The organism is Streptomyces sp. NPDC002690 (assembly GCF_053592415.1).
The window spans coordinates 1-26,970 of the sequence record NZ_JBSFVR010000067.1; the positions used below are offsets into that span (position 1 = coordinate 1).

Sequence of the window (26,970 nt, forward strand, 5' to 3'; positions counted from 1 at the left end):
ACTCTATCAGACTCTTATCGGTCCGATTCCCGGTCGAAGCGGGTCAAGCGATTTTCGCTTTCCAGTTCTTCGCTTTCGCGTTTCCCTTTCCGGCGAGTCCGACTCTATCAGATCCTTTCGGGCCTGATTCCCAGTCAGCGGGGCTTGTCTTCGCGGCTGTTGGGCCGTTCCGACGTCTCAAACTCTAGCGGTTCTTCCCGGTGACTCATAATCGAGTCTTCGAAATGAATTCCGGCATGCCGAAATCATCCCGAGTGGGGTTCGTGCAGAGTTTGTTTGCCGCTGTCCGCGGCGGGATCGGCTGCCCCGGAACCGTCAAGCTCCGTGACAACTCGGAGAACTTTACGGATCGGGTAGTGCCGTGTCAAACCTGGCAGGTGGCACGCCCGGAGCGCGGCGCCGACACCGTCCACGACGCGTTCAGGAGAGGTCGGTGAGCCGGCCGCCCGCGTCCGGCTGCGCTTCCTCCACCCGGCGCAACAGCCGGAACAGCAGCTCGCTGAGGACTCCCCGTTCGTCGCCGGAAAGGTCCTGGAGGACGTCCTCCTCGAAGACGGTGGCCATGCGCATCGCCTCCAGCCACTTCGCGCGGCCCTCGTCGGTGACCTCCACGATGACGCGCACCCGGTTGCTCTCGTCCCGGTCACGTGTGACGAGGCCCTCGGCCGCCATGCGGTCGATGCGGTGCGTCATGGCCGCGGGGGTGAGCCCGAGTCGCTTCGCGAGTTCGCCGGGGCCCAGTCGGTAGGGGCTGCCGGCGAGTACGAGGGTCTTCAGGACCTCCCACTCGGCATTGCTGATGCCCAGGGCCGCGAGTTGCCTGCCGTACGCGACGTTCATCCGGCGATTGAGCCGCCCCAGGGCCGATACGACCTGCTCGACCTGCGGATCCAGGTCGCTGTATTCGCGCTGGTAGGCCGCGATCTGCTCGTCGAGGCTCGGCTCGTCGGGATCCAGCTCGGTGGTTTCGGACATGGCGGGCAGTATCGCACGCGAGTCCGTACCCATCGAAGTCCTTCGAGGTTCATTGTTGAAGTTCTAACTTTAGTGTTAAAGTCTTCGGGTCTGTGTAGTTCGGGGGCGCACTGTGCTGCCCCGTGATCATGGGGTAGGTGAGTGTGACCAGGGAGATGGGCGCAGCGCTGCGGCGGATTCAGCTGGGGAGCGCGCTGAGCGCGTTCGGCACCGGGTTCACCGTTCCGTATCTGTACGTCTATGTGGCACAGGTACGCGGTCTCGGCGCCGGCACGGCGGGAGTCGTGCTGGCGGTCTTCGCCATGGCAGCGCTGGTCGTCCTGCCGTTCACCGGGCGGGTCATCGACCGGCGCGGTCCGCTGCCGGTGCTCATGGGCGCCTCGGTCGTGGCGTCGGCCGGCGTGGCGTCGCTCGGTTTCGCGAGCGAGGTGACGACGGCGGTGCTGTCGGCCGCCGTGCTCGGTGCGGGTGCCGCGGTCATGCAGCCGGCGCTCGCCACTCTGCTGGTCCGCTCGTCCACCAGCACGACCCGTACCCGGGCCTTCGCGATGCAGTTCTTCCTGCAGAACCTCGGCATGGGCATCGGCGGGCTGGTGGGCGGGCAGATCGTCGACACGGACCGGCCGGGGACGTTCACCTGGCTGTTCCTGGTCGAGGCCGTGATGTTCCTGGTGCTCGGCGCCGTCGTGAGCACGGTGCGGCTGCCCCGCGCGCCCGCCCTGTCGCGTTCCGCCGCCGGGGCCCGTACGCCCGCGGGCGGACAGGGCGCGCAGGGCGGCCTGCGGGCATTGCTCTCGCACCGGGCCATGGTCCAGCTCTGCGTCCTGGGCTTCGTGGTGTTCTTCGCCTGCTACGGCCAGTTCGAGTCCGGGCTCGCCGCGTACGGCACCGAGGCCGCCGGCATCGAGCCGCCCGCACTGGGGCTCGCGCTGGCCGCCAACACCGCCGCCATCGTCCTCGCGCAGTTCGTCGTGCTGCGGCTGGTGGAGCGGCGCAAGCGCAGCCGGGTGATCGCCGGGGTCGGCCTGATCTGGGCCTTCGCCTGGGTGGTTGCGGGATACGCGGGCCTCGGGCACGGCAGCCAGACGATGGCGACGGCCGCGATGATCTCGACGTACGCCCTCTTCGGGCTCGGCGAGTCGATGCTGGCGCCGACCGTCGCCCCGCTCGTCGCCGATCTGGCGCCCGAGTCGATGGTCGGGCAGTACAACTCGGTGTTCGCCCTGTGCAAGCAACTCGCGCTGGCGCTCGGACCCGCGGTCGGCGGTCCGATGGGGGCCTCGCTGCACGCCCCGTACATCCTGACGTTCGTCCTGGTGTCGCTGGTGATCACGGTGCTGGCGCTGCGACTGGGGCGGCGGCTCACCCCCGTGCAGGACCAGCCCTCGCTCGCCCCCGTGCCCTCACGGGTGGTCGCGGTGTCCGTGCCGGAGGCGGCGGGACCCGTCCCGGTGCCCGCGCCGGCCGCCTAAAGGGCTTGCTTCAGCGGGGCAGGGCGAACTCGCACCACACCGCCTTGCCCCCGCCCGGAGTGCGGCGGCTCCCCCAGGAGGTGGCGACCGCCGCGACGATCGCGATGCCGCGCCCCGACTCGTCCCCGGGCTCCGCCCTCCGGCGGCGCGGCAGGTGGTCGTCCCCGTCCGTCACCTCGATGATCAGCCGCCGGTCGGTGCGCCGGAGTCCCAGGCGGGTGGGCGGGGTGCCGTGCTGGAGCGAGTTGGCGACCAGCTCGCTCGCGGCGAGCACACCGCGGTCGCGTAGCTCGTCCGGGAAACGCCAGGAGGTCAGCACCCCGGTGGCGAAGGCGCGGGCGCGCGGTGCCGCCTCCACTCCGCCGAGCAGATCGAGCGAGGCGTTGTGGAACAGCTCCGCGTCCGCCCCCTTGCGGGCGGGATGCTGCACCACCAGGACCGCCACGTCGTCGTCGTGCTCGGCGGTCACTCCGAGGGAGCGGATCAGCCGGTCGCAGACGACCTGCGGGGAACCCTTCGCGCCGGACAGCGCCCGGCCGAGCGCGGCCACGCCCTCGTCGATGTCCTCGCTACGGCGCTCCACCAGCCCGTCCGTGTAGAGGACGGCGGTCGAACCGGGCGGCAGCGCGATCGTGCCGGAGGTGTGGATCCAGCCGCCGGTGCCGAGCGGCGGGCCGGTCGGGTCCTCGGCGACGCGCACCGTCCCGTCCTCGTCGCAGACCAGGATCGGCAGGTGACCGGCCGAGGCGAACACGAGGTGGCCCTCGTTGGGGTCGTGGACGGCGTAGACGCAGGTGGCGATCTGGGTGGCGTCGATCTCGGCGGCCAGGCCGTCGAGCAGTTGGAGCACCTCGTGCGGGGGCAGGTCGAGGCGGGCGTACGCGCGCACGGCCGTGCGCAGCTGGCCCATGACCGCGGCGGCACGGACCCCGCGGCCCATCACGTCGCCGATGACGAGGGCGGTGCGGCCGGCGCCCAGGGTGATGACGTCGTACCAGTCTCCGCCGACCGCGGCGTCGGTGCCGCCGGGCTGGTAAGTGGCGGCGATCCGCAGGTCGTCCGGCTGCTCCAGCTCCTGCGGGAGCAGCGAGCGCTGGAGGGTGACGGCCATCTCGCGGTGGCGGCGTTCGCTGGTACGGAGCCGTTCGGCCGCTTCGGCGTGGTCGGTGACGTCGGCGGCGTGCACCAGGACGCCGCCCTCGCTCCGCGCCCCGCCGTCCGGTGCCGGGCCGCCGTCGGTGCCGGTGTCCCAGGGGGCGACGGGTGTGCAGGTGACGGTGTACGAGCCGCCGCCGAGGGTGCGGCGCGACTTGACCGTACGCGGGGTACCGCTGCGCAGGACCTGGTCCATCAGGGGCAGCACGCTCAGCTCGGCCAGCTCCGGCATGGCATCGGCCGCGGGGGCTCCGCACGGGCGGGGGCCGAAGGCCGTCTCGTAGGCGGCGTTGACGTACGCGACCCGGTGGTCGGGGCCGTGGAACAGTGCCACGGGCGCGGGGAGCCGGCCGAGGATCTCGCGGGCGGGCAGGTCGTCGAGGACCGGTGCCTCGTCGGCAGCGGCGGATACCGGCGGGGCGGCGGCCGTCCGGTCGGGGGCCTGCGTGACGACCGCGTCCGCCGGCGCGGCAGGGGATTCCGCCTGTGCGTACGCGGCCCGGGCAGCGGGGACGGAACCGCGGTCGTCCCGGGCTGCGGCGCGACGCTGCGTTCCGGGAAGACGGGCGCTCCAGCGCGTGAAGTTCACGTATTTCTGCCTCGTGTGTCGGTCTGGTCCGCTCGGGCTGGCTGCTTCTGCTGTATCTGCTGCGTCTCGGCACCGCGTCCGCCACGTCGTCCGCACGGCGCTTCGTCCGCGTCCGCCGCGTCCGGCTTCCGCGTCCTTCGCCGGGGTCAGGGGCGGGGCGCGGCCCGGGGAATACCGGCAGGGCCTTGTCGTGCTGTCGGGTGCGACGTCGCTGTTCACCGGTGACCGGGCCGGCTCCCGCCGGGGGTCGGGCCGGCGTTCACCTCTGGTCGCGGTCGACCGGGTCACTCTGTGCAGATGCGGACGTACCTATGGTCACACGTCCAGTGTGACGGAGCGTACTGACAGTCGTCATTCGGCCGTCGGTACGGGTCCGGGGCACCTCCCCGCGTCCGGGGTTCCCGGACAGGGTGGCGCAGGTGCCCGCCCCAGGACTTCCGGGGCCGGGCGGGGCGGCGTGCCCGGGTTCGTACCGCGGAGGTAGGTCGGTGGTACGACATCGGTACGACGGGATCTCGTGCCTCCGTGGAAGGGGACCGTGGACGGCCGGGGGTCGGCGCCCGGTTCGGCGGTGGGCGGCGGCCGGTTCGGCGGTGGGCGGCGGCCGGTCGGCGGTGGGCGGTCAGCCCGGCGGCTCCTCCGGCTCGTGGGACTCGTCGCGGGTGCCGGGGTGCCGGCGGGGAGGCGGTGCGCGGTGGGGACCGGTGCCGCCTGCCGCCAGCTCGAACTCGGCGCGGGGATGCTCCAGCGAGCCGAGCGAGACGATCTCGCGGGTGAAGAGCCCGGACAGAATCCATTCGGCAAGAACGCGCGCCTTCCGGTTGAACGTCGGTACGCGGCTGAGGTGGTAGGCCCGGTGCATGAACCAAGCGGGGTAGCCCTTCAGCCTCCGCCCGAAGACGTGGGCGACTCCCTTGTGCAGGCCGAGGGAGGCCACCGAACCGGCATACGCGTGCCGGTAGTCGGTGAGCGGACGCCCTTCGAGGGACGCGACGACGTTGCCCGCCAGGACCTTCGCCTGGCGGACGGCGTGCTGGGCGTTGGGCGCGGTCACGGTACCCGGTTCCGGGGCCGTCAGATCGGGGACGGCAGCCGCGTCGCCCGCCGCCCAGGCATGCCGGGTGCCGGCGATTCTGAGGTCGGCGGTGCAGCGCAGCCTGCCGCGCCCGGTCACCGGGAAGCCGGTGTCGGCGACGAGCGGCGCGGGCTTCACCCCGGCCGTCCAGACGAGCGTGCGGGTCGGGAACCGGGAGCCGTCGCTCAGTACGGCGACGCGGTCCTCGCAGGAGTCCAGTCGGGTGTCGAGCCGCACGTCGACGTTGCGTCCGCGCAACTCCCGTACGGCGTAGGCGCCCATGGCCTCACCGACTTCCGGAAGGATGCGCCCGGTCGCCTCGACGAGAATCCATCTCAGGTCTTCGGGCCGGATGTTGTGGTAGTACCGCGCGGCATAGCGGGCCATGTCCTCCAGTTCGGCGAGTGCTTCCACACCGGCGTACCCCCCGCCGACGAAGACGAAGGTGAGAGCCGCGTCGCGGAGGGCGGGATCACGGGTGGCCGAGGCGATGTCCATCTGCTCGATGACGTGGTTGCGCAGCTTGATGGCCTCCTCCACCGTCCTGAAACCGATCCCGTGCTCGGCGAGTCCGGGGACCGGGAGGGTCCGCGCGACGGAGCCGGGGGCCAGGACCAGCTCGTCGTACCGCATCTCCACCGCCCCGTCGCCGGGCCCGCCGGTGGTGAGGGTGCTCACGGTCGCGGTCCGGTTCGCGTGGTCGATGAGGTGGACCTCGCCGACCACGACACGGCACAGGCCGAGGACGCGGCGGAGGGGAACGACGACGTGCCGGGGCGAAATCGACCCGGCCGCCGCTTCGGGGAGGAACGGCTGATACGTCATATAGGGATCGGGCGTGACGACCAAGATCTCGACCTCGCCGCTCCTCAGCCCGCTCTTCAGCTTCCTCTGGAGGCGCAGCGCCGTATACATCCCGACGTAGCCTCCGCCGACGACGAGAATGCGCGCACTCGGCCTGCTGCCGGGGGCAGTTCCCCGGGATTCTGGAGCCATCACCACCCCATGACGCAACGGAGTCGCGGGTTTGTCCACAGGCCCTGCAAATTGTGTGACCGGGAAGCTCCGGCGCGCGGGGTCACTGCCCGTCAGGAATGTCGGGGCAGTCGCGCAGGTCAGGCGGGGAGGAGGGGGGCGCGCGCATGGGCGGAAACAGGAATCAACGGGTCCTTGCTCCGATCGAGGGGCGCTCCGTGCGGAACTGCCCCTTCTGAATTGCCCCCCGCTCAACTATGTTCGTAGCCGATCGGGGTGGGGGACGGGGCAGTTCGGCAGTCCTCTCTCCGGTCCACATGGTGGGGAAGTCTCCGGGGGGAGACGTCATAACCGGGGGAAGTCATGCACATTCAGGATTCGCATGGGCAGGTTGCCGTCTCGTCCTCGACCGAGGCCGTCGCGCGGCTGAACGCGCCGGGAGGGCTCGCCGTGTTCGAGTCGTCCCGCCCGATCGGTGGAGCGGACTCCGGCAGACCGGCGGGGGTCATCGCGTCGAACGGTTCTTCCGCGGGCTCGACCGCCGGCTCGTCGGCCGCTCCTGCGGTCGGTTCCGCCGCGGACGCACCGGCCCGCTCGGCGCCGCTGCGCGTGGACGCGCAGCGGAATCTGGAGCACGTCCTGCGCGCTGCGCGGGAGGTCTTCGGTGAGCTGGGGTACGGCGCTCCGATGGAGGACGTGGCCCGTCGGGCACGGGTCGGGGTGGGGACCGTCTATCGCCGGTTCCCCAGCAAGGAAGTACTGGTACGGCGAATAGCCGAGGCCGAGACCGCCCGGCTGACGGAGCAGGCGCGCGCCGCGCTCGGCCAGGAGGACGAGGCCTGGTCCGCGCTCTCCCGTTTCCTCCGGACGTCGGTGGCGTCCGGTGCGGGGAGGCTGCTGCCGCCGCAGGTGCTGCGCGTCGACGCTGCCTCGCGGGGCGGAGAGGTCCTCCGCCCTGCCGGAGACGGCGAGGACGGGACGCGGGTGCCTCAGCAGCGGCAGAGCGCGGCCCCGGCGGACCACCGCCAGGCCTCGCAGCGGACGGAAGCGCAGGAGGGCGAGGAGCACTCCGGCACGGGCGAGTTGCTCGACGTCGTGGGCCGACTCGTCGAACGGGCCCGGGAATCCGGCGAGCTGCGCTCCGATGTGACGGTGGCCGACGTGCTGTTGGTGATCGCCACCTCCGCGCCCTCGCTGCCGGACTCGGCCCAGCAGGCCGCCGCATCGGCAAGGCTGCTGGACATCCTGCTGGAAGGACTGCGTTCGCGTCCCGCCGCGTGAGCTGGTGAGGGGGCGCGGAAGAGCGATGAGGTGCTGCCCGCGCCCGGGGCGGGGTGGCCCTGGGGCCGGTAGCCGGCGTACGGCGGACGGCGGACGGCGGGCAGTAGTCGGCAACGGCGCCCGGCGTCGGGCGGCCTCGTCCGAAGGCGACCGGCGTCGGGCGGCCTCGTCCGAAGGCAGTCGGCGTCGGGCGGTCTCGTCCGAAGGCGACCGGCGTCGGGCGGTGGGTCACGAGCGAGCCTCTCCCGTTCGGATGACCTCTCGCGCTCTCTTTCGGTCGGACACCCCGGACGAGTGGAAGGTGGGACTGAACCGGCGCGCAGCCGACGGGCCTTGTGGCAGTGTTGCCCGGAATCGGGTTCACGGCAGGTACGGGGGCTCCGCGATGAGCGGTGACGGCACACGGGAAGAGCCGCTCGACGGCGTCTCGACCGAGGGCGGCACTGTTCCCCCGCCACGCCGGGCGCAGGTGCCCTCGCAGGGCGGCACGGACAAGCTCTCCCACAGCACGGCGCCCGACAGTGGATCGGCCGGCCCGACACCGGTCCGAGCCGCTATGCCCGGCCCCGGTTCGCCCGTCACGGATCCGCCCGGCCCCGAAGCTCCCGGCGGCGCCGATTCACCCGGACCCGGCGCTCCCGGCGGCGCGGACGAGCAAATCAGGCCGGACGGGCAGGGCCGGCCGGACGGGCAGGGCAGGCCGGACGGGCAGGGCAGGCCGGACGGGCCGGGGCGGGAAGTCCCGGGTGCACCGAACGTACGGACGGCCCCAGGCGTCCCGAACCCGCGGGTGCCCGGCGAGAAGGCTCCGGCGGGGAGTGGCGGCGGCACTGTGCTGCCGGGCCCCTGGTCCGTGCCTCCGCAGCGCACGGGACGGGGGGCCTCGGCCGGCCCCGCGGTCTCGGACGCCGAGCTGATCAGGGGCATGCGGTCGGGTGACGACCGGGCGTACGAAGAGCTGTTCCGGCGCCACTCGGGCGCCGTCCGACGGTACGCGCGTTCCTGCTGCCGGGACGCGCACACCGCGGACGACCTGACGGCCGAGGTGTTCACCCGGACCCTCCAGGCGGTTCGCGGAGGAAAGGGGCCCGAAGAAGCCGTCCGCGCCTATCTGATGACCGCGGTCCGCCATGTCGCCGCCGCCTGGACCAAGAGCGCGAGGCGCGAGCATCTGGTCGACGACTTCGCGGTGTTCGCCGCAGGGGCGACGCGTACCTCCGAGTTGTCCGACGACGACACCATCGACCTGGGTGCCGACGTCCGCGCCATGCACGAGGCCGAACAGTCCATGGCCCTGCAGGCGTTCCGCAGTCTGCCGGAACGCTGGCAGGCCGTGCTCTGGCACACCACCGTGGAGGAGGAATCACCGAGCGAGGTCGCCCCGCTCTTCGGGCTGTCCGCCAACGCCACGGCGGTGCTCGCGGGAAGGGCCCGCGAGGGACTGAAGCAGGCCTACCTCCAGGCGCACGTCAGCCAGGCCCTGGTGGCGGGCGGTGACTGCGCGCGGTACGCCGACCGGCTCGGCGCGTACGCCCGGGGCGGCCTGCGGACGCGGGCGGAGCGCGGACTCCGCAAGCACCTGGACGAATGCGCCAAGTGCCGTGTCGCAGCAGGAGAGTTGCAGCAGGTCAACGCGGGCATTCCCGCGCTGCTCCCGATCGCGGTCATCGGCTGGTTCGCCGCCGCCTACTCGCTCAAGGCGGCGGGAGTCGTCGCGGGCGGCACGCTGGCCGGGGCCGCTGCCGCCGCGACCGGAACCAGCACCGGCACGGCTGCGGGCACGGCTTCCGCAGGTGGCGCGGCGGCGGGCGGGTCCGGCGGCGGATCGGCAGCCGGAGGCGCTGTCGCGGAGGGGCTGGGCGCCCCCGTCAAGGTGGGGATCGCGGCCACGGTGGCCATCGCGGCGGCTGCCGGACTGGTGTGGGCGCTGGCGGGCGACGACCAGCCGGAGCCGGTGGCCAAGCCGCCGGTGGCGGCCTCGGTCCCGTCCGCCGCACCCCTGCCCGAGCCGCCGGCTCCGACGCCACCGTCCCCCGTACCGTCGCCGCCCGTCACGCCGGAACCGGCCCGGCCGGCCGCTCCAGGGCCCTCGCCCTCCCCGTCCGTACCGGCGCCGTCCGCGCCGAAGCCCTCGGCCGCACCTGCCCCTCCTGCTCCCGCGCCCTCGTCCTCGCCCGCCGAGGAGCCTCCGGCCCCACAGCCCACGCCTACGCCCCCGCCGGCCGCGGACCCCGCGCCGGAGCCTCGCGCACCCTCGGTCTACCGGTTCAGCGAGCTGCGCTACGACATCCTGGGCGACGGGTCCGGTCCCACCGTGCAGCTCTCCGGGAGCAGCCCGGTCTGGCAGCGCCGGGGCATGTCGATCGCCTCCACCCCGTACGCGCACGGGGTGACGGTGGGCGGCCGGTCGTCGGTGGTCGTCCGGCTGGACGGGCGCTGCACGCGTTACGAGGCGATGGCCGGCATCGACGATCTGGCCCTCGGCCTGGGCGCCGTGCGCTTCTCCGTGGTCGGAGGCGAGGGCGGAGTGCTGTGGACCTCCGGGATCGTGCGGGCGGGTTCCCCCGCCGTACCGGTGAACGTTCCGCTGGACGGACAGCGGTCGGTGCGCCTGGTCGTCGAGTCCGCGCGACCGCTCGGCGGAGCCACGATGGCCGACTGGGCCGATTCACGTTTCACCTGCGGGTAGTCCGTCCCGTGGGAACCCGCGGGTCCCCCGCGTCCGCACGGCCGCCCGTACCCCGTGCGGGGTTTCCGCCTCCGGCGGCTATGCCTGGAGCGAACGGCGGGCGACGGGGAGGACGCCCCCGGCGACGGCCCGGCTGCGCGGCGCCGCTGTACCGGTCCAGCAGGTGCCCCGGCGGCCCATCAGGCGGCGGAGCCAGAGTTCCGTGGAGGCGAGGTCCGCGAGACCGTCGAGCGGCAGCGGTTCCCCGTCGGCGGCCGCGCGCAGCGCCTTGCGGACCACCCGCGCCTCGATCAGGCCGGCGTCGGCGAGCAGCGGGGCGTCGAACAGGTCCATCAACTCGGGCAGCGCCAGCCGGATTCCGGTGCGGGTCGCCTCCGTCGAGCGGGCCAGCGAAGGGGCGCCCCAGCCGGTGGGCAGTTCGTGGATGCCCGCACCCGACAGGACCCGGCGCAGGATCGCGGCGCGCGCACCCGGCTGGACCCGCAGCGACTCGGGCAGGGCCCGGGCCGCCCGTACGACCTGGTTGTCGAGGAAGGGCGCGTGCAGCCGCTGACTGCGGATGTCGGCGGCCTGCTCCAGGATGCGGTGGCCGGCGGCGGCCCGGGCGAGGGCCGCACCCGCCCGGGCCTGGCCCGGGCGCTGCGCCGTGGCGGGGCGGATCGCCGCCTCCTGGAGCCGGACCGCCACCTGGGCGAGCGCCTCCCCGGTGAGCCAGCGCGCGGCGGGGCCGGGCCGGGACCAGGTGAGGGCGGCCAGTGAGGCGTCGGCCGGGGTGCTGCCCCGGCCGTGGCCGTCGGGGCCGACGGGGTACCGGTTGGCGTCGGGCAGCAGTCCGGCGGCGGTCTCCAGGCCACTTCGATAGGAGGTGCGGGCCAGCCTGCGGGCGGCGCGGTAGACCGCGAGCGGTACGAACATCGAGTGCGCAGAGGCGCCTTCGGCCCGGGTGAGTGCCGCGACGGGTCTCAGCAGGTCGCGACGGCGGCGGTCCATGAGGAGGTCGGCCAGGCGGGCCGGGTGGGCGTCGAGCACCTGCCGGGCGCCGTAGCCGACCAGGTGGTCCGCGCTCCCGGCGGCGAGGCGGCGACGGTGGCGCTCGGCGACGATCAGGGAGGGCGCCGGCTCGTCGGTGATCACCCCGTTCTCCACCGAGAGGTCCGCGTACGGGAGCGCCTCCTCGCCCGCGGGGACCACCACGTGGTGCAGGCGCGGATTGGCCGCGATGGCGCGGGCGCGGGCGAGTTCGTCCTCGTCACCGCGGGTGGTGAGGTCGTTGAAGGTGACGGCGAGGAGCCGCTCCCCCGCGCCGGTGCCGTGGCCCAGGACCGTACCGGGGAGGCCGGGCAGGCCGGCGGCGAGCAGGGCGAGGGTCGCGGAGGCGCTGCCGCCGGAGAGGTCGGCCCCGATGCCGGGTACGGGCCCCCGGCCCCGGGCCGCGCGGCGGTCGGCGGGCCCCATGCCGGGGACGGGCCCGGGGTCCTGCGGCCCGGCCTCCGGGGCGTGGCGGGGCGCGGTGAGCCGGGCGCGTACGGCCTCGACGAGGGCGTCCCGTACGCCCTCCACCGCGCGCACGGGGTCGGCCTGCGGGGCGGCGACGGCGAGGGAGGCGACGGGTTCGTAGCCGGTGATCTCGCGGGAGCCCTCGCGGAGGATGAGCGCGTGGCCGGGCGGGACGCGCTTCACGCCGGCGTACGGAGTCCCGTCGCCCAGGGCCTCCGGGGTGTCGGGGCAGGCGAGCAGGGCGGCCAGGTGGCCGATGTCGAGCTGGGCCTCGATCAGGTCGGCGAGCGGCAGTGCGGCGGTGGCGTAGGCGGTGCCGCCGGCCCAGGGGGTGTGGAAGACCGGGCGGGCTCCGGCCAGGTCACCGGTGACGGTGATGCGCCGTCCTATCTGCACGACGACCGTGTAACTGCCCGGCCAGGCCGTGAGATGGCGCAGGGCGCCGCCGCGCGCGGAGAGGAGTCCGACGCGGAGCTGCTCGTCGGTCGCCCCGCAACAGCCGAGTACCGCGAGCCGGGTGGTGGGCGCGCCGACCGTGGTCGCCGCGTCGATGAGCCGGATCTCGTCGGGGCGCCAGTCGCCGACCGCCCACAGCGGATCGGGGTCGCCCCACAGGAGTTGGGAGCCCACCGGATGGACCGTGCGCCCCTCGCCGCCCGCGCGGACCGCGCCCACCGTGCCGAAGCTCGCGGCGATATCGCTCCACCCCACCAACCAACGCATCGCCGCCTCCACAGGCTGTGGACTGACGGCGCACATGGTCCGCTGGAACGCCGCTGCGGGACATGCTGCCACGACTGCGGCGGCCGGGAGGGGGTACGCGCGGCGCACGCCGGAAGAGCATGCGCCCCTGGCATGAGCCGGAAGGCCCGTACGAGGCCGACCCGCCCAACGGAACTGGGTCTTCCGCTTGTTGGAGCGATCCGGTCACCGGGAGTCCGGGGAAGCCCCGGGGCGGGACACCCCCGACCGCCGGCCGCACACGTCAACACCCCATCACCGAACACCGAACACCGAGCACCCGCCGACCCGCGACCACCCGGCCGGCACCCGCGCCCGCCGCCCGTCCCGTCGACGGCGCCCCCGGCACCCGGGTCAGGCGCCCGCACCACCCCACGCCCCTCCACAGGCCCGGCCATGCCCCGCCCGCCGCCCCACCACGGGCCCCGCCATGCCCCGCCCGAGGCCCCGCCCCGACCCACGCGACGGTCCGCCGCCGGGACGCCGGGGCGGCTCGGCCGACGCACCATCAGACGCATTCAAGCCACCGGAGGAGCGCTCTGGCGGTGGTTTCCAACGGATCTGCGACCGTCGACATCCAGCCATTCTTCGTCGGCGCGCCATCGGTGCACCGTCACCTCGGCCCGTCGTCCGCGTGCCCGCTCCGCCGCCCCGCGGTCCGGTCCCGCGCGCGAGCCGGGCGCACGCCCCCGGGCCGTGCACGCGCGTGCCACGCCCCGCCGACCGCCCCCGCACGGCCCCGTCCGACGCTCGGCCCGGGAGATGGCGCGCACCTCCCGGGCCGGTCCGCCGCCCGCGGGGAATGGGGCGGCAGTGTCCCCCAGCCCGCCGAGTCCAGTGCGGCGGGCCGACCCACGCATGCTCCATGGAAGCGCTTCGACACAGGCCCGACGAGAGCGCACGGCCGGGCGCACGGCCACACGGCCGGGGCACATCGGACACCTTTCGCCGCCCCCGCCGGCCCCCCGGACGACCCCGGCACGACGCCCGGCGCGGGCCACAATCCCGCCATCCGAACCCATGCCCCTTAACGGTAGGGATGCGGAGAACTACGCTGGGTTTACCGATGGTCTCAGCACGGCGGCATATTCCTCGGGGTTCGGCCACATGCGTGTGCGCCCGGCCACGGGGAGCCCGCCGCGACGAGAACACGGTACGAATGCCGCGCGCCGCCCCCGGTGACGCGGCGGCTGTCTGTGTGTCGAGGGGTGGCGCATGTCCAGGGAGCAACGCGGGCCGAACGAGAAGCTCGGCACGGTTCTCGCCCTCGCGGGAATCAGCAACGCCGGGCTCGCCCGGCGGGTCAACGACCTCGGAGCACAGCGCGGGCTGACACTTCGCTACGACAAGACCTCGGTCGCCCGTTGGGTCGCCAAGGGCATGGTGCCGCAGGGCGCGGCACCGCATCTCATCGCCGCCGCGATCGGGGCCAAGCTGGGCCGGCCGGTCCCGCTGCACGAGATCGGTCTCGCCGACGCCGACCCGGCGCCGGAGGTGGGTCTCGCCTTCCCGCGCGACGTGGCGGAAGCGGTGCGCTCCGCCACGGAGCTGTACCGCCTGGACCTCGCCGGCCGTCGCGGCGGCAACGGCATCTGGCAGTCGCTGGCGGGTTCCTTCTCGGTGAGCGCCTACGCGACGCCCGCCTCGCGCTGGCTGATAACCCCCGCCGACCCCTCGGTCGCCCGGGACTCGGCGGCCGCGCGGACCGCGCTCCTCGCCGGCCCGGAGGCGGTACGCCCGGCACCTCCGGGTCCGGCGCACGGCGGTCTCGTACTGCCCGCCGGGCACGGCGCGGTCCCCGTGCAGCCGGGTCCCGAGTCCGTGGCCGACGCCTCGCCGCTCCGGGTCGGGCACAGCGACGTCGCCAAACTGCGCGAGGCTGCCCAGGACGCGCGCCGCTGGGACTCCAAGTACGGAGGCGGCGACTGGCGTTCGTCGATGGTGCCGGAGTGCTTACGCGTCGACGCCGCGCCCCTGCTGCTCGGTTCGTACAGCGACGAGGTGGGCCGTGCGCTGTTCGGCGCCTCGGCCGAACTGACGCGGCTGGCCGGGTGGATGGCCTTCGACACCGGCCAGCAGGAGGCCGCCCAGCGCTACTACATCCAGGCGTTGCGGCTCGCCCGGGCCGCCGCCGACGTCCCGCTCGGCGGGTACGTCCTGGCCTCGATGTCGCTCCAGGCGACCTACCGGGGGTTCGCCGACGAGGGGGTCGACCTCGCGCAGGCGGCGGTCGAGCGCAACAGGGGGCTGGCGACGGCCCGGACGATGAGCTTCTTCCGGCTGGTGGAGGCGCGCGCCCACGCCAAGGCGGGGGACGCCCCGGCGGCCGGGGCGGCGCTCCGGGGTGCGGAGAGCTGGCTGGAGAGGTCGCGGCCGGGGGACTCCGATCCCTCCTGGCTCGGCTTCTACTCGTACGACCGGTTCGCCGCCGACGCCGCGGAGTGCTACCGCGACCTCAAGGCGCCCCGCCAGGTGCGCAGGTTCACCGAGCTCGCGCTGTCGAAGCCGACCGAGGAGTTCGTCCGCTCGCACGGTCTGCGGCTGGTCGTCTCCGCGGTGGCCGAACTGGAGTCGGGCAACCTCGACGCCGCGTGCGCCGCCGGCACCCGCGCGGTGGAGGTCGCGGGGCGGATCTCGTCCGCCCGGACCACCGAGTACGTCCGGGACCTGCTGCACCGGCTCGAACCGTACGGGGACGAGCCACGCGTCGCGGAGCTGCGCGAGCGGGCCCGGCCGCTGCTGGTCGCACCCGCCTGACGGCACGGTCGAGCCCCGACCGCCGGAACACGCGCCACGTCCCGCCCCGTCCGGGGTTTGATCCGGTTGTCAGCGGGTCAGTGCACTATCGGGGTGGGAGGTGGCGTGATGAGGACACACGCGGACTACGACTGCGACGTGCTGGTGATCGGCGGCGGGATCGTCGGTCTGTCGACGGCGTACGCGCTCACGCGCGCGGCGCCGGGGATCCGGGTCACCGTCCTGGAGGAGGCGCGGAACCCCTCCGACCACCTCGCGGGGCCGGGTGGCGGGCTGGTCCACAGCGGTGTCCATCACCGCCGGAGCTCCCTCACGGCCCGGTTCGCCGCGCGTGGCGGCGGCGAGATGACCGACTTCTGCGCGCGGCACGGCATCGCCCACACCGTCTCCGGCAAGCTGATCGTGGCGACGGACCGCTCCGAACTCCCCCGGTTGCACGCCCTCGCGCAGCGCGGCCGGGAGCACGGGCTGCCGGTGTGCGAGCTGGGCCCGGCACAGATCGCGCAGTACGAGCCCCGGGTACGCGGCCACGCGGCGATCCGGGTCTCCACCACCGGGGTCTGCGACGCGGCCGGGGTCCTCGCGGCGCTGGCCCGCGAGGTCGCCGCGGCCGGCTCGGCCGTCCGGTGCGCGGCACGGGTGACCGCCGTGGACCGGCGCCCCTGGGGCGTCGCGGCGCGTACGGCGGACGGGACGGTGGTCCGTGCCCGGGCCCTGGTCAACGCCGCGGGCCCGCAGAGCGACCGGGTGGCGCGGCTCGCGGGCGACGAGCCCGGGGTGCGCGTCGTGCCCGTCCGGGACATCTACTACGAGCTGCGCAGGCCGGAGCTGGTGAGCGGAGTGGTGCACCCGGTACCGGCCGCGGGGCACCCGTTCCTCGGCGCGCAGCTGATCCGGGGTCTCGTCCGGTCCGTCGACGGGACCGTCCACGTGGGTCCGGTCGGCGCGACGCCGCCCGGGCGGGCCGTACCGGCGCTCCACCCCGGGGGGCTGCTCTCCGCGCTGGCCCGGCCCGTCTCCCGGCGGACCGCGCGCCGCCATGCGGCGTACGTACCGGACGGGGCGCGCCTCGTCCGGGCGGGTGCGGGGCTGCCGCCGGAGCGGACCGGGCCGGCGGTGCGGGCCATGTCGGACGAACGGGCCGTGCCGGACGGACGGACCGTTCCGGAAGGGCGGACCGGACGGCTCGGGCGACCGGAGCAGGCCGGACGGGCCGGGGTGTCGGGGGCGGTGGTCGCGGCCGCCCTCCGGCGGCTGCTGCCCGACGTGACCGAGGACGACCTGCGCCCGGCGCCCTCCGGTGTGCGGGCCCAGGCGGTGCACGGCGACGGCACACCGGTCGAGGACTTCCTGATCCGTGAGGCCCCGCACACCGTGCACGTGCTCCACACCCCCGCGGACGCCGCGCTCGCCACGGCACTGCCGGTGGGCCGGGAGATCGCCCGGCGGGTCCTGGCCCTGGCGTCGGGGTCGGGGTGGAGGCCGCCCGCCGTAGAATCGGGGCATTGTGTCTGAGCAGCCCCTGAACCCCAGTACGGAGCCTGGCGCGCACGCCGGGACCGCCGAGGCCCCCGCCATGAACGCGGCCGTGAACGCAGCCGTGAACGCGGCCACGGGCCCGACCGAGGAGACGGCCGACGTGGACGCCGCGGAAGCCGCCGACGCCGCCGCCCGCCGGGCCGCCTCCTTCGACCGGCAGCGCCGGTTGCGCCAGGAGCCGCGCTTCCCCGGCGGCCCCGCCGCCGATCCGGCCGGCTCGCACCACGAGCGCCGCATCCGCAGCTTCCAGCCGCGCCGCAGCCGGGTCACGATCGGCCAGCAGGACGCCCTCGAACGCCTCTGGCCGCAGTGGGGCTTCGACATCGACGGCCTGCGCGTCCTGGACCTGGACCAGATGTTCGGCGGACTCCCGGTCGTGCTGGAGATCGGTTTCGGCATGGGCGAGGCGACCGCGCAGATGGCTGCGGACGATCCGGCCACGGGCATCCTCGCCGTCGACGTGCACACCCCGGGTCAGGGCAATCTCCTCCGCCTCGCCGACCAGGCCGGCTCGGACAACGTGCGGGTCGCCAACGGCGACGCCATCATCCTGCTCCGCGAGATGCTGAAGCCCGAGTCGCTGGACGGCCTGCGGGTGTACTTCCCCGACCCGTGGCCCAAGAGCCGCCACCACAAGCGCCGTCTGATCCAGCCGGACTTCCTGGACCTGGTGTCGGGCCGCATGAAGCCGGGCGCGGTGATCCACTGCGCGACCGACTGGGAGCCTTACGCGGAACAGATGCTGGAGGTGCTCACCGCGCACCCCCGGTTCGAGAACACCCGGGCGGACGGCGGTTACGCGCCTCGTCCCGCGTTCCGGCCGCTGACCCGGTTCGAAGGACAGGGCCTGGACAAGGGGCACGTCGTCCACGACCTGCTCTTCACCCGGGTCTGAGAACCGGTCCGGCGGGCGGGGCCGTCCGGCGCACGGGCCCGACGTGCCCCGTGCGGCCTCGACGCGACCCGTGCGGACTCGACGGGCCCGTGCGGACTCGACGGCGTGGGCCGGGCGTAACCGCCTGGTCAGTTGTCGGTCCCGCTCGTTAGGGTCGGCACATGTCCGCCGGGTCCGAGCAGCACCGACATTCCCAGCCCGCCGTCCCCGTGCTCGAAGAGCGACGGCTCGGCGAGATCCTGGGCGCCGTCCCGGAGCGTGCCCACTGGCGCTACCGCCCGCGCCGGGTGGGGCTGGTGTGGCGCAGCAAGGCGTTCCGCGCGGGCGCGGTGATCATCACGCTGGCCGTCTGCGGGCTGCTCATCCTGGCTCTCGTACGCGAGGAAACCGGCACCGAGGGGTTCCTCGTCGGTCTCGGGCTCGCGGTGCTGCCGGTGCCGCTCCTGATGACCGCGTTCCGCTGGCTGGACCGGGTCGAACCGGCGCCCTGGCGGAATCTGCTGTTCGCCTTCGCCTGGGGTTCGTGCGCGGCGGCGCTGGTCGCGATCGTCGCGAACTCCTTCGCGACGTACTGGATCGCGAACCTCTCGGCGGACCCCGCCGGCGCCGACACCCTCGGGGCCACGGTCGTCGCGCCGATCGTCGAGGAGAGCGCCAAGGGCGCCGCCGTACTGATGCTCTTCCTGTTCCGCAGACGGGAGTTCAACGGGGTCGTCGACGGAATCGTCGCGGCGGGTTTCACCGCGACCGGCTTCGCGTTCAGCGAGAACATCCTCTATCTCGGCAACGCCTTCGGCGAGGACCGGCAGTTGGGGACGGTGGGGATCGCGTCGCTGACGGTCGGCACCTTCTTCGTGCGGATCGTCCTGTCCCCCTTCGCGCACCCGGTCTTCACGGCGATGACGGGCATCGGCTTCGGTCTCGCCGCCGCGAGCCGTGCGGGGGGCCGCCGACGCCGGGTCCGCCGGATCGCGCTCCCGCTGGTGGGGCTGCTGCTCGCGATGGGCATGCACGCCCTGTGGAACGGTTCGGCGACCTGGGGACCTTACGGCTTCTATCTGGTCTACGGCGTCGCGATGATGCCCGCGTTCGGGCTGCTGACCTGGCTGGCGATCTGGGCGCGCGGGCGGGAACTGCGGGCGCTCGCCGCCGAGTTCCCGGCGTACGCGCTGGCCGGCTGGCTCACCCCGGCCGAACCGCTCGCGCTCGCCTCCATGCGTGCCCGGGGCATGGCCCGGGACCTGGCGCGGCACTGGCACGGTGCGTCGGACCGGGCCAGGGGCCGGGCGGCGGCCCGGGCCGTCGCGGAGTACGAGTCGTTCGCGACCTCACTGGCGGCTCTGCGGCGGGACGCCCGGCGCGGCACGGTGGGCGTCGACTTCGCGGCGCGGGAGCAGGAGTTGCTGCACCACCTCTGGGAGCGCAGGGACGTCGCGGCCCCCGCGCTGAGCCACGCGGCCCGCAGTGTGTTCCGCTCGGCCGTCCGCCGCCCGGTGCCCTACCCGTACGGCCCCGGAGCTCCCGCGCACGGCGCCCACGCGGCCCACGGCGCGCACGCCCGGGGCTGGGCGCCCCCGGCACCGTCCCCGCAGCAGCCCTGGCCCGGCGCGTCCGGCGCCCAGGGGAGCCCGGCGCCGAGCGGGCACAAAGACGGCGCGGCGGCCCCGTACGGCACCGGTCAGGCCCCTTCGCCGTCCCCGCAGCAGCCGCCTCCGCACCGCCAGTACGGCGGGCACAACCCCTATCTGCACCCGCCGGGATAAGGCCCTCGCTCAGGCGGAGGCTTCGTCGAGCCGGTCCAGTTCCTCGCCGGTCAGCGTGAGCTCGGCGACCGCGAGCAGCGCCGGGAGCTGTTCCGGCGTACGGGCCGAGGCGATCGGCGCCACGACCGTGGGCCGGGACGCCAGCCAGGCCAGCGCGACGGTCGCGATCTCGGCCCCGTGCGCCTCGGCGACGGTGTCCAGCGCGCTCAGCACCTTCTGCCCGCGCTCGGACTCCAGGTGGGCTCCGGCGCTCGCGGCGCGGGCGCTCTCCACCTGCGTACCCGGCCGGTACTTGCCGGTGAGGAAGCCGGCCGCCAGCGCGTAGTACGGGACCGCGCCGAGGCCGGTCTCGGCGGCGAGGTCCTGGGCGGCGCCCTCGTAGGTGTCGCGGGAGACCAGGTTGTAGTGCGGCTGGAGGGCGACGTACCGGGCGAGTCCCTCGCGCTCGGAGAATTCGAGCGAGGCGCGCAGGCGCTCGGGGCTGATGTTGGAGGCGCCGATCTCGCGGACCTTGCCCTCCTTCACCAGCTGGTCGAGGGTGGTGACGATCTCCTCCACCGGGACACTCTCGTCGTCGTAGTGCGTGTAGTAGAGGTCGATGTAGTCGGTGTCGAGGCGCCGCAGGGACTCCTCCACCGCGCTCTTGACGTTGCCGGTGGCGAGCCCCCGGTACTCGGGGTGGGCACCGACCTTGGTGGCGACGACGACGTCGGCACGGTTGCCGCGGGCCTTGAGCCACTTGCCGATCAGCGCCTCCGACTCGCCGCCCCTGTTACCGGGAACCCAGGCCGAGTACGCGTCGGCGGTGTCGACGAAGTTGCCGCCGGCCGCGGTGTAGGCGTCGAGTACCGCGAAGGACTGCGCCTCGTCGGCGGTCCAGCCGAAGACGTTGCCGCCGAGGGCGAGCGGGAAGACCTCGAGGGCGGACGTTCCGAGCTTGCGGAGAGAAGAAGTCATGAGGAGTGCAACGGAACGGACGGGAGATCGTATTCCGCTTCCGGAGCTCCAGCCGCGATTCCGGCGGGACGAGGGGGGCCGGCAGCCCTGACGTCGGGGGGGAGCGTCAAGGCTGCCGGGGCTGGGGAGGCGCCCGGGCCGGGTCCGGCGGGGCCTACGCGCGCCGCACGGACCCCGCGCGGCGCGCCGGACCGGTGCGGGCCCGGAGGCGTCAGACGGTGAGGCCCTTGCCGGTCAGCCAGGCCATCGGGTCGATGCCGGTGCCGTCCGGGGTGTGGACTTCGAGGTGGAGGTGCGGGCCGGTGACATTGCCGGTGGCTCCCACGCGGCCGATGGTGTCGCCGGTGTTGACCTGCTGGCCGGCGACGACGTCCATGGAGGACTGGTGGCAGTACCAGATCTCCGTACCGTCATCGAGCTCCAGGACCGTGCGGTACCCGTACGAGCCCGACCAGCCCGCCGACTTGACCGTTCCCCCGTGCACGGCCTTGACCGGGGTACCGGTCGGCGCGGCGAAGTCGAGACCGGTGTGCTGCCCGGAGGCCCACATCGTGCCGGCCTCGCCGAAGGTGGAGGTGATCGTGTACGCGGAGGTGGGGAGCGAGTAGCTGGCGGCGAGCTTGGCCAGTCTCTCGGCCTCGGCCTTCTTCGCCGCGGCCTCCTCGGCCGCCTTCTTCTCCGCCGCGGCCTTCGCCGTGGCCTCGTCCTGCTGCTTCTTCGCCTCGGTGGCGGCCTTGGTCGCGGCAGCCGCCTCCTGGGCCGCCTTCGCTTCCGCGTCGGCGGCGGACTGCTGCTGCTCGGCCTGCTGGAGGATGCGGGCGCGCAGTGCCTCGCCCGCGTCGGTGGCGCCCTGCTCGGTCTCCGCCGTGGTGAGCCCGGCCGTGGTGAACGGCGCGGCCGCCGCCACCGGCGCGGGAGTGTCGTCGGACTCGACCGCGGTGATCAGAGCGCCCAGCCCGGGAAGGGACTTGGCGTCGGGAAGGTTGTCCGCGAGCGAATCGGGAAGAGAGATGGAGACCGGCGGCTTGCTCTGCGCGGTGGCCATGCCGCCCGCACCGACGGCCGCGATGACGCCGACCCCGAGGACGGTGGAACTACGCGCGAGACCACGCTGCTTGGCGACGCGGTGCCGGCCGCGTACGGGGCGGAGGGAATCCTCGGTGGGGTTCCATTCCTCCCAGGCCTTGTCGGCGTTGCCGGGAGAGCCGAAACCCTCGCGAGTGGCGAAGGGTGACGGGGCTTCGGGGGCAGGCTGGTTGGACGCCACGTGGGCGCACTCCTTTCCTTCCTTCTCGCCTACCGGGTTAGCTGACGGGTTCGGAGCAGGAAGGTCTCCTACGGGCGCCTGGCGTCTCTGTCGAGACACAGGTGTCCGATTCACCCCAAGAAGGTGGTTCCCCGGTTCCCTTGCGGAATTCGGCGCTCGCGCACGGCGCCGTCTCTGACGACGGCTGGGACGACCGCGCTGCGTTATCGAACGTTAATAGACAGACGACTCCGATTCCAAGCCGTTCCTCTTGATCATTCCCACTTCGGGCCGGGATTTACCTGGGCATTTCCTCGCTTAGCGGGGCGACTTGCGGACGAGCGGCCCGACCCGGCTTTTCTGACGGTGTGTCATATGTTATCGAGCGGTACCGCTCTGCTACGGACCGTCGCCGGACCCGGGCGGCTGACCCCGGGGCCGTCCGCAGGGGGATCGCGGGGCCGTCCGCAGGGGGATCGCGGGGCCGTCCGCAGGGGGATCACGGGGGATCACCACGGCGCCCTGAACCGCGTCAGCCGCCGCCGCGGCCCACGATCGGCACGGTGGTCCGGCGCTCCGGCTGGTCCTCCGCCGGCCGGGCCACCGCGAGCAGCGCCAGGTCGTCCGTCGAGCGCCCGCCCGTGTGCAGCCGGACGTCGTCGGTGAGCGCCGTGAGCAGCTCGTCGGGACCGGGGAAGATCCGGCCTCGCAGCCGCTCTGCCGGGTCGTAGAACACGCCCGCCGCGTCGCGCGCCTCGGAGAGCCCGTCCGTGTAGGTCAACAGGGTCGCGCCCGGCGGGAGGTCCCACTCGTCCGCCCGGTCCGGCCAGGCTCCCAGTGCCATACCGAGCGGCAGCGCGGGGGTACTGGGCCGCAGCACGTCCAGCGCGCCCCCGGCGTGCAGCAACAACGGTTCGGGGTGACCCCGGTTGACGATCCGCAGAGTCGCGGAGCCCTGTGGAATCTCGGCCAGGACCGCGGTGACGAACCCCTCCACCGGGTCCAGCCCCCCGCGCCGCGCCGCGTCCCTGGCCAACGCGCGCTCAAGCCGCTGCGCCACCCCCTCCAGCGTCTCCTCCTGCTCCGCGGCCTCCCGGAACGCGCCGATGATCACCGCCACCGCCTCGACCGCGTCGAGCCCCTTTCCGCGTACGTCGCCCAGTACGAGGCGTACGCCGTACGGAGTGTCCGCGACGGCGAACAGGTCGCCGCCGACGTACTCGTCCGCCTGCGCCGCCTCGTACCGCGCGGCGACGTGGAGCCCGCCGACCCGGTCGGCAGGGACCGGCAGCACGGCGCGCATGGCGGTCTCCGCGATGATCCGGGCGGACGCGAGCTGCTCGTTGCCGCGCCGCACCACCGCGTTGATGACGAGCGCCAGCACGGCCGTGGTGGCCACGGTGAGCGTCTCGATGATCGGAACGATCTCTCCGATGGTGCCCACGTACACCCGCATCGCGATGACGGCGGCCAGCGAGGCGGCACCGATCCGGACGGTGCCGGCCCGGGAGGCGAACGGCGCGGCGATCAGGGGCGCGGCGACGAACAGCGGCACCGCCGTGAAGCGGGGCGGTGACGCGATGTCGAAGACGAGTCCGCCGAGAACGAGCAGGGCAGGCAGGACCCGCACGAATCGCCGGGCACGCACACCCCCGGACATCCAGCCATCCCTGTACAGCCGTTTCCCCACCTCTGTGCTTCTCCTGCCCTGTCCCGCCACGGCTGCGGAACCTACCGCGCCCCGCGCGGGCCGGCCCGAGCCGCGCCGCGCGGCGACTCCTCGTCGTCCATAGGGGGGAGCGCACAGCTCCCCGTCGAGCGCCCCCCACCGCCGGCGTACGCCGGGTGCACCGGTCCGTCGGAGCGGGGATTCCACACCGTTCGGCGAGCGCCGGTGCCCCGCGTACGGAAACGGCCGAGCGGTCGCCTCGGATGCCGCACGCCCTCCACGCCCGGGTGCCCGGATACCCGGATGCCCGGCAACGCGTTCGGCTGCATGGCAGCGATCGTGCGGGTGTGCGAGATGTTTCCCGGATGGACCACTTCATGCCCATTACGACAGATCTTTACGCCGCCGGCCGGCCGAGCGTGCGGGTTGAACCCGCGGGCCGAACGGACCACACCCACGAACGAACACGCGTGGGCGAACACACGGAAACGACTCGGACCCGGCACGCTGTGCGTGCCGGGCCCGGGCCTTCAGTAGCGGGGACAGGATTTGAACCTGCGACCTCTGGGTTATGAGCCCAGCGAGCTACCGAGCTGCTCCACCCCGCGTCGATGAACACAACTGTACGGCATCCTGAACGGGCTTCGGACCACCCCGGGGAACGGCCCGATGTGTTCCGGGCCCACGAGCGACACCGGCCGGCCCTCCCGGCATCGGCACGAGCGGCCACGTCCACCCGCCGGGCACCCGGCCGGTGCGGCACGGAAGGGTCCGGTCCAAAGGGCCCGGAAGCCGACAACCACCCTCTCAGCGCGCCGACTTCACCCGTACCGAGCATGGCGCTCCGACATCCCGCCCGAGAAACACCGCAGTTAGGGCAAAAGGATTGCGACGCCTGCTTCAACGGTCTTTTTGCATGAGGCAGTTGCCACGGGTGCTTCTTCTGGCCAAGGATATGGATGCATCCCCCAGAACCGGCGGGCTGCCCGTGCGGACACGTGCCCCCGAGGCGGCGGATCTCGCCCTGCCCCGGCGTCGGCCACGCGCTCCCGGTACCGCAACGCCGCTTTTTCCGGAGGACTCCACCATGACCACGCCCCTCACTCCCGCCCCTTCCGCCCCGTCGGACGCCTCCCTGGGGGCCCGGGTGCGCACCTCGGCGGCGAGCGCGATCATCGGGGGCCTCGCCGGGGCCGTGATGAGCGCGGTGGTGGTCTACTTCATCATCGGGATGCCGGACGGCGAGGGCACCAACGCCCTGAACAACGCGATATCCGGGCTGATCAGCGGCTTCCTGGCCGGCTTCATCGGTCTGATGATCTACCAGGGCAAGGCGGCGGCAGCAGCCCGGGCGGCGGCAGCCGAAGCCGCCGACGCGACCGCACCCGCCGCACCCGCCGAGCCTTCGGAGTCTTCCGAGGCGGCGAGACCGGCGGCCACCGAAGCCGGTTCGTCCACCACGGAGGCGACGGCCGAAGAGGCCGCCGGAGCCAAGGCCCCGACCAGCGTCTGAAACCCACCCCGCACACGAGCGGGCATCCGAGCCCCCGAGGTCCCGCTCCTCGGGGCCCCGCCACTGGGCCCCGCCCCGATTCCGCGAAGCGACCGCCCCCGTCCGGCCACACGGCCCGGCGGGGGCGGCGTCACTTCCAGGGGATGCCGGCTGCCGCCCGAGGGGCAGCCGATGTCACTCGCGCCGCTCGACGGTGATCTCGTACGCGATTTCCCACCGCACGTCGGGCACCACGATGTCCGCGGTCTCGACCGGGCGGCCGTCGGTGTCGTAGAAGGTGCGCTCCAACTCGGTGATCAGCCCACCGATGCTGATACCGAGGAGGTTCGCCTGCTCCTGGTTCGCGCGGGCCGGGCGCGGGATTTCGAGGGCGCGCACGATGTCGATGCCGATCGACCGCATCCGCTCGACCACGCCGATTCCGGCGAGCGGGCCCATCTCGGGCAGTACGACCGGGGTGTCCCCGGTGATCGCCATCGGTTCCCAGCTCCTGGAGAGCTGCACGGGCAGCCCGTCGACGAGGAACTCGTAGTCGGTGACGACGCAGGGGTCGCCCGGTTCGATGGCCAGCCGCTTCGCGATGCGCTCGGGCGCCGGAGTCCGCGCACCTGAACGCGACTCCCATTTACCCTCGTGGTCCTGGTAGTTGAGAGCAGCGTGGAAAACCGACGGCCCCTGGCCCGCGGGGCGCCTGGTACGGATCATGCGCCGGCGCTCACGCGGCCTGCGGACGTAAGTCCCGGAGCCCGCCCGGCCTTCGAGGATGCCCTCGATGGTGAGCCGCTCCATGGCGCGTTGCGCGACGGACGCGCCGACCCCGTACTCCTCGGCGATCCGGGCACGACTGGGCAGTTTGTCGCCCACGGCCCACTCGCCCGCGCCGATGCGGTCGCGGAGAGCGTCGGCCACCTGAAGGTAAGGGGTGTCGCGAGGCATGTGCACAGCTCCCAGCGGTGGAAGTCGGACATTGACAAAGCTAACCCATCAGGTCGAAGCTGAATATTCAGCATCACGAAACGTGATGCAATATCCAGGGGAGATCCATGCCCTCCGTGCCGCCGCGCGTCGTCGCCCTCGCGGGCATGTTCGCCGCCGCGATCGGCGCCGAGCCGCTGGTACTCGAAACGCCCGGCGCGTTCCGGGTCGAAGCACCTCTCCCCTCCCCTCTGAGCGGCGCCATCCACAAGACGATCCTCATGACACTGGCGCACGGCGATCGCTTCGGCCACGAGCTGGGTGCCGACGGCATCGCCCGGGTGTGGGCCGAGATCGACCACCCCGCCCCGAGACGAAGGAGCACCGACATGGCAGAGCCGGCCGGCGGCACGGCCCCCGGAGACGCGGAGTACCGCACCTTGATCACCCACACCGCGGAATGCACGGCCTGCCGGTCGGACCGGGTGGAGTGCGAGGTCGCGGACCGGCTCAGCCGCGCGTGGCGGGCGGCCCGGCAGTGACTCCTCACATCTGCGTCGACTGCGACCGGACCATCACCGGCCCCGCGGTGATCACGGCGGAGGGCCACTCCGCCTCCGGCGCGCGCCCCGACGCCTACGCCCACCCGCCGGGCTCCCCGGACTGCCGGCCCCCGGCACACAGCCGCGGCCACCGCATCAGGAAGGCGCTCGGGGCGCGCGACCGCTGAACACCGGGCGACGGCCGGTGCGTGCCGTCCGGCGCCCGACCGGCCGCCGGACGGCCGCCGGACGGCCGCTGGAACGCCGGACGGCCATGGGGCGTCGGGCACCCGGAGCGGGCTCCCGGACGACCGCCCCGCCAGGGTTGTCCGCGGCGCGCACACGGATACCTACGAGCTGTCCCGTGTACCTACGAGTTCTCCCGTGTACCTACGAGTTCTCCCGTGACAACCGATCGGGGCGGACGCCCCGGACCTGGGCGATCACGTCCGGTCGGCCCAGGCCGGCCCGGTCGATCAGACCCCGGCCTCGGACAACGCCGTCCGCGGCCAGTCGTCTTCGCAGCGCGTCGGGGGCCAGAGAGGTCTCGAAGCCCTCACTGAGGCCTCGCCCCGTGTCCGCGTACTCGTAGCGGACCGCGTACATCCTTCCCGCGTGATGCCATTCGCAGCGGACCAGAGGGCGCGCGAGGACCGCCTCGAACCACTCCGCCGTCCTGCTCGCCAACTCTGCTGGTCCGCCCGTGGCTTCGAAGGCGAACTCGT

The 26,970-nt window shown here is 73.6% G+C and carries 18 protein-coding genes, 1 tRNA gene, 1 pseudogene and 1 riboswitch; of the genes and pseudogenes, 10 read left to right on the forward strand and 10 right to left on the reverse strand.

All coding sequences use genetic code 11. The features are described 5' to 3' along the window. Nucleotides 1-420 precede the first annotated feature (420 nt). Entirely contained in the window at nucleotides 421-975 is a 555-nt protein-coding gene (locus ACWD3D_RS11845; RefSeq protein ID WP_451460742.1) for a MarR family winged helix-turn-helix transcriptional regulator, read from the reverse strand. Between the two features lie 155 nt (nucleotides 976-1,130). Here ACWD3D_RS11845 and ACWD3D_RS11850 point away from each other — a divergent pair, with 155 nt between their 5' ends. Beyond that, nucleotides 1,131-2,447: an MFS transporter gene (locus tag ACWD3D_RS11850; protein ID WP_451460759.1), complete on the forward strand. Its 1,317-nt coding sequence runs from the start codon at nucleotides 1,131-1,133 to the stop codon at nucleotides 2,445-2,447. 10 nt (nucleotides 2,448-2,457) lie between these two features. Here the strand turns inward: ACWD3D_RS11850 and ACWD3D_RS11855 are convergent, their stop codons facing one another. Then, on the reverse strand, nucleotides 2,458-4,191 hold the full coding sequence (locus ACWD3D_RS11855) for an ATP-binding SpoIIE family protein phosphatase (RefSeq protein ID WP_451460743.1): 1,734 nt from the start codon (nucleotides 4,189-4,191) through the stop codon (nucleotides 2,458-2,460). A 622-nt stretch (nucleotides 4,192-4,813) separates the two neighbouring features. Beyond that, on the reverse strand, nucleotides 4,814-6,262 hold the full coding sequence (locus tag ACWD3D_RS11860; RefSeq protein WP_451460744.1) for an NAD(P)/FAD-dependent oxidoreductase: 1,449 nt from the start codon (nucleotides 6,260-6,262) through the stop codon (nucleotides 4,814-4,816). A 342-nt stretch (nucleotides 6,263-6,604) separates the two neighbouring features. On the opposite strand from ACWD3D_RS11860, the gene ACWD3D_RS11865 reads away from it, so the two are divergent. Together ACWD3D_RS11865 and ACWD3D_RS11870 are read left to right on the forward strand one after the other, a co-directional pair. After that, nucleotides 6,605-7,522, forward strand: coding sequence for a TetR/AcrR family transcriptional regulator (locus tag ACWD3D_RS11865; protein ID WP_451460745.1), 918 nt, complete (start codon nucleotides 6,605-6,607; stop codon nucleotides 7,520-7,522). Between the two features lie 925 nt (nucleotides 7,523-8,447). Continuing rightward, nucleotides 8,448-10,211 (forward strand): sigma-70 family RNA polymerase sigma factor, encoded by a 1,764-nt coding sequence (locus ACWD3D_RS11870; RefSeq protein WP_451460746.1) that lies wholly within the window; start codon nucleotides 8,448-8,450, stop codon nucleotides 10,209-10,211. A 78-nt stretch (nucleotides 10,212-10,289) separates the two neighbouring features. Here ACWD3D_RS11870 and ACWD3D_RS11875 read toward each other — a convergent pair whose 3' ends face one another. Beyond that, the gene (locus ACWD3D_RS11875) at nucleotides 10,290-12,431 is read right to left on the reverse strand and encodes an asparagine synthase-related protein (protein ID WP_451460747.1); all 2,142 of its coding nucleotides are present in this window, start codon (nucleotides 12,429-12,431) and stop codon (nucleotides 10,290-10,292) included. A 1,233-nt stretch (nucleotides 12,432-13,664) separates the two neighbouring features. On the opposite strand from ACWD3D_RS11875, the gene ACWD3D_RS11880 reads away from it, so the two are divergent. The 4 genes from ACWD3D_RS11880 to ACWD3D_RS11895 all read left to right on the forward strand — a co-directional run bounded on the left by ACWD3D_RS11880 (nucleotide 13,665) and on the right by ACWD3D_RS11895 (nucleotide 19,403). Continuing rightward, the gene (locus tag ACWD3D_RS11880) at nucleotides 13,665-15,206 is read left to right on the forward strand and encodes a sporulation protein (protein ID WP_451460748.1); all 1,542 of its coding nucleotides are present in this window, start codon (nucleotides 13,665-13,667) and stop codon (nucleotides 15,204-15,206) included. A 108-nt stretch (nucleotides 15,207-15,314) separates the two neighbouring features. After that, nucleotides 15,315-16,721 carry an FAD-dependent oxidoreductase gene (locus tag ACWD3D_RS11885; protein ID WP_451460749.1) on the forward strand — a complete coding sequence of 469 codons (1,407 nt, stop codon included), beginning with the start codon at nucleotides 15,315-15,317 and terminating at the stop codon, nucleotides 16,719-16,721. Further along, complete coding sequence (gene trmB / locus ACWD3D_RS11890) at nucleotides 16,714-17,640, forward strand: tRNA (guanosine(46)-N7)-methyltransferase TrmB (RefSeq protein WP_451460750.1); 927 nt, start codon at nucleotides 16,714-16,716, stop codon at nucleotides 17,638-17,640. Before ACWD3D_RS11885 ends, trmB begins: the two co-directional genes overlap by 8 nt. A gap of 161 nt (nucleotides 17,641-17,801) precedes the next feature. Continuing rightward, entirely contained in the window at nucleotides 17,802-19,403 is a 1,602-nt protein-coding gene (locus ACWD3D_RS11895) for a PrsW family intramembrane metalloprotease (RefSeq protein WP_451460751.1), read from the forward strand. 9 nt (nucleotides 19,404-19,412) lie between these two features. On the opposite strand, the gene ACWD3D_RS11900 is transcribed toward ACWD3D_RS11895, so the two are convergent. The 4 genes from ACWD3D_RS11900 to ACWD3D_RS11915 all read right to left on the reverse strand — a co-directional run bounded on the left by ACWD3D_RS11900 (nucleotide 19,413) and on the right by ACWD3D_RS11915 (nucleotide 23,883). Further along, entirely contained in the window at nucleotides 19,413-20,360 is a 948-nt protein-coding gene (locus ACWD3D_RS11900; RefSeq protein WP_451460752.1) for an aldo/keto reductase, read from the reverse strand. Between the two features lie 211 nt (nucleotides 20,361-20,571). Next, the gene (locus tag ACWD3D_RS11905) at nucleotides 20,572-21,627 is read right to left on the reverse strand and encodes a M23 family metallopeptidase (protein ID WP_451460753.1); all 1,056 of its coding nucleotides are present in this window, start codon (nucleotides 21,625-21,627) and stop codon (nucleotides 20,572-20,574) included. An 11-nt stretch (nucleotides 21,628-21,638) separates the two neighbouring features. Then, a riboswitch (cyclic di-AMP (ydaO/yuaA leader) is annotated at nucleotides 21,639-21,792 on the reverse strand. A gap of 346 nt (nucleotides 21,793-22,138) precedes the next feature. Further along, nucleotides 22,139-23,266, reverse strand: coding sequence for a PP2C family protein-serine/threonine phosphatase (locus tag ACWD3D_RS11910; protein ID WP_451460754.1), 1,128 nt, complete (start codon nucleotides 23,264-23,266; stop codon nucleotides 22,139-22,141). Nucleotides 23,267-23,809: 543 nt separating this feature from the next. After that, nucleotides 23,810-23,883, reverse strand: a tRNA-Met gene (locus ACWD3D_RS11915). 479 nt (nucleotides 23,884-24,362) lie between these two features. Here ACWD3D_RS11915 and ACWD3D_RS11920 point away from each other — a divergent pair. Beyond that, nucleotides 24,363-24,788: a hypothetical protein gene (locus tag ACWD3D_RS11920; protein WP_451460755.1), complete on the forward strand. Its 426-nt coding sequence runs from the start codon at nucleotides 24,363-24,365 to the stop codon at nucleotides 24,786-24,788. A 174-nt stretch (nucleotides 24,789-24,962) separates the two neighbouring features. On the opposite strand, the gene ACWD3D_RS11925 is transcribed toward ACWD3D_RS11920, so the two are convergent. Continuing rightward, nucleotides 24,963-25,724 (reverse strand): GntR family transcriptional regulator, encoded by a 762-nt coding sequence (locus ACWD3D_RS11925; protein ID WP_451460756.1) that lies wholly within the window; start codon nucleotides 25,722-25,724, stop codon nucleotides 24,963-24,965. Between the two features lie 107 nt (nucleotides 25,725-25,831). Between ACWD3D_RS11925 and ACWD3D_RS11930 the strand changes: the two genes are divergently transcribed. Further along, complete coding sequence (locus tag ACWD3D_RS11930) at nucleotides 25,832-26,245, forward strand: hypothetical protein (RefSeq protein ID WP_451460757.1); 414 nt, start codon at nucleotides 25,832-25,834, stop codon at nucleotides 26,243-26,245. Continuing rightward, on the forward strand, nucleotides 26,242-26,433 hold the full coding sequence (locus ACWD3D_RS11935; protein WP_451460758.1) for a hypothetical protein: 192 nt from the start codon (nucleotides 26,242-26,244) through the stop codon (nucleotides 26,431-26,433). Before ACWD3D_RS11930 ends, ACWD3D_RS11935 begins: the two co-directional genes overlap by 4 nt. 202 nt (nucleotides 26,434-26,635) lie before the next feature. On the opposite strand, the pseudogene ACWD3D_RS11940 reads toward ACWD3D_RS11935, so the two are convergent. Further along, nucleotides 26,636-26,970, reverse strand: a pseudogene (locus ACWD3D_RS11940) (hypothetical protein); the annotation flags it as partial.

Bases quoted from the DNA above. Each gene is read 5' to 3' on its own strand.
- ACWD3D_RS11845 (WP_451460742.1), bottom strand. From the start codon at position 975: ATGTCCGAAACCACCGAGCTGGATCCCGACGAGCCGAGCCTCGACGAG.
- ACWD3D_RS11850 (WP_451460759.1), top strand. From the start codon at position 1,131: ATGGGCGCAGCGCTGCGGCGGATTCAGCTGGGGAGCGCGCTGAGCGCG.
- ACWD3D_RS11860 (WP_451460744.1), bottom strand. From the start codon at position 6,262: ATGGCTCCAGAATCCCGGGGAACTGCCCCCGGCAGCAGGCCGAGTGCG.
- ACWD3D_RS11865 (WP_451460745.1), top strand. From the start codon at position 6,605: ATGCACATTCAGGATTCGCATGGGCAGGTTGCCGTCTCGTCCTCGACC.
- ACWD3D_RS11870 (WP_451460746.1), top strand. From the start codon at position 8,448: ATGCGGTCGGGTGACGACCGGGCGTACGAAGAGCTGTTCCGGCGCCAC.
- ACWD3D_RS11875 (WP_451460747.1), bottom strand. From the start codon at position 12,431: ATGCGTTGGTTGGTGGGGTGGAGCGATATCGCCGCGAGCTTCGGCACG.
- ACWD3D_RS11880 (WP_451460748.1), top strand. From the start codon at position 13,665: ATGTCCAGGGAGCAACGCGGGCCGAACGAGAAGCTCGGCACGGTTCTC.
- ACWD3D_RS11885 (WP_451460749.1), top strand. From the start codon at position 15,315: ATGAGGACACACGCGGACTACGACTGCGACGTGCTGGTGATCGGCGGC.
- ACWD3D_RS11895 (WP_451460751.1), top strand. From the start codon at position 17,802: ATGTCCGCCGGGTCCGAGCAGCACCGACATTCCCAGCCCGCCGTCCCC.
- ACWD3D_RS11900 (WP_451460752.1), bottom strand. From the start codon at position 20,360: ATGACTTCTTCTCTCCGCAAGCTCGGAACGTCCGCCCTCGAGGTCTTC.
- ACWD3D_RS11910 (WP_451460754.1), bottom strand. From the start codon at position 23,266: ATGTCCGGGGGTGTGCGTGCCCGGCGATTCGTGCGGGTCCTGCCTGCC.
- ACWD3D_RS11920 (WP_451460755.1), top strand. From the start codon at position 24,363: ATGACCACGCCCCTCACTCCCGCCCCTTCCGCCCCGTCGGACGCCTCC.
- ACWD3D_RS11925 (WP_451460756.1), bottom strand. From the start codon at position 25,724: ATGCCTCGCGACACCCCTTACCTTCAGGTGGCCGACGCTCTCCGCGAC.
- ACWD3D_RS11930 (WP_451460757.1), top strand. From the start codon at position 25,832: ATGCCCTCCGTGCCGCCGCGCGTCGTCGCCCTCGCGGGCATGTTCGCC.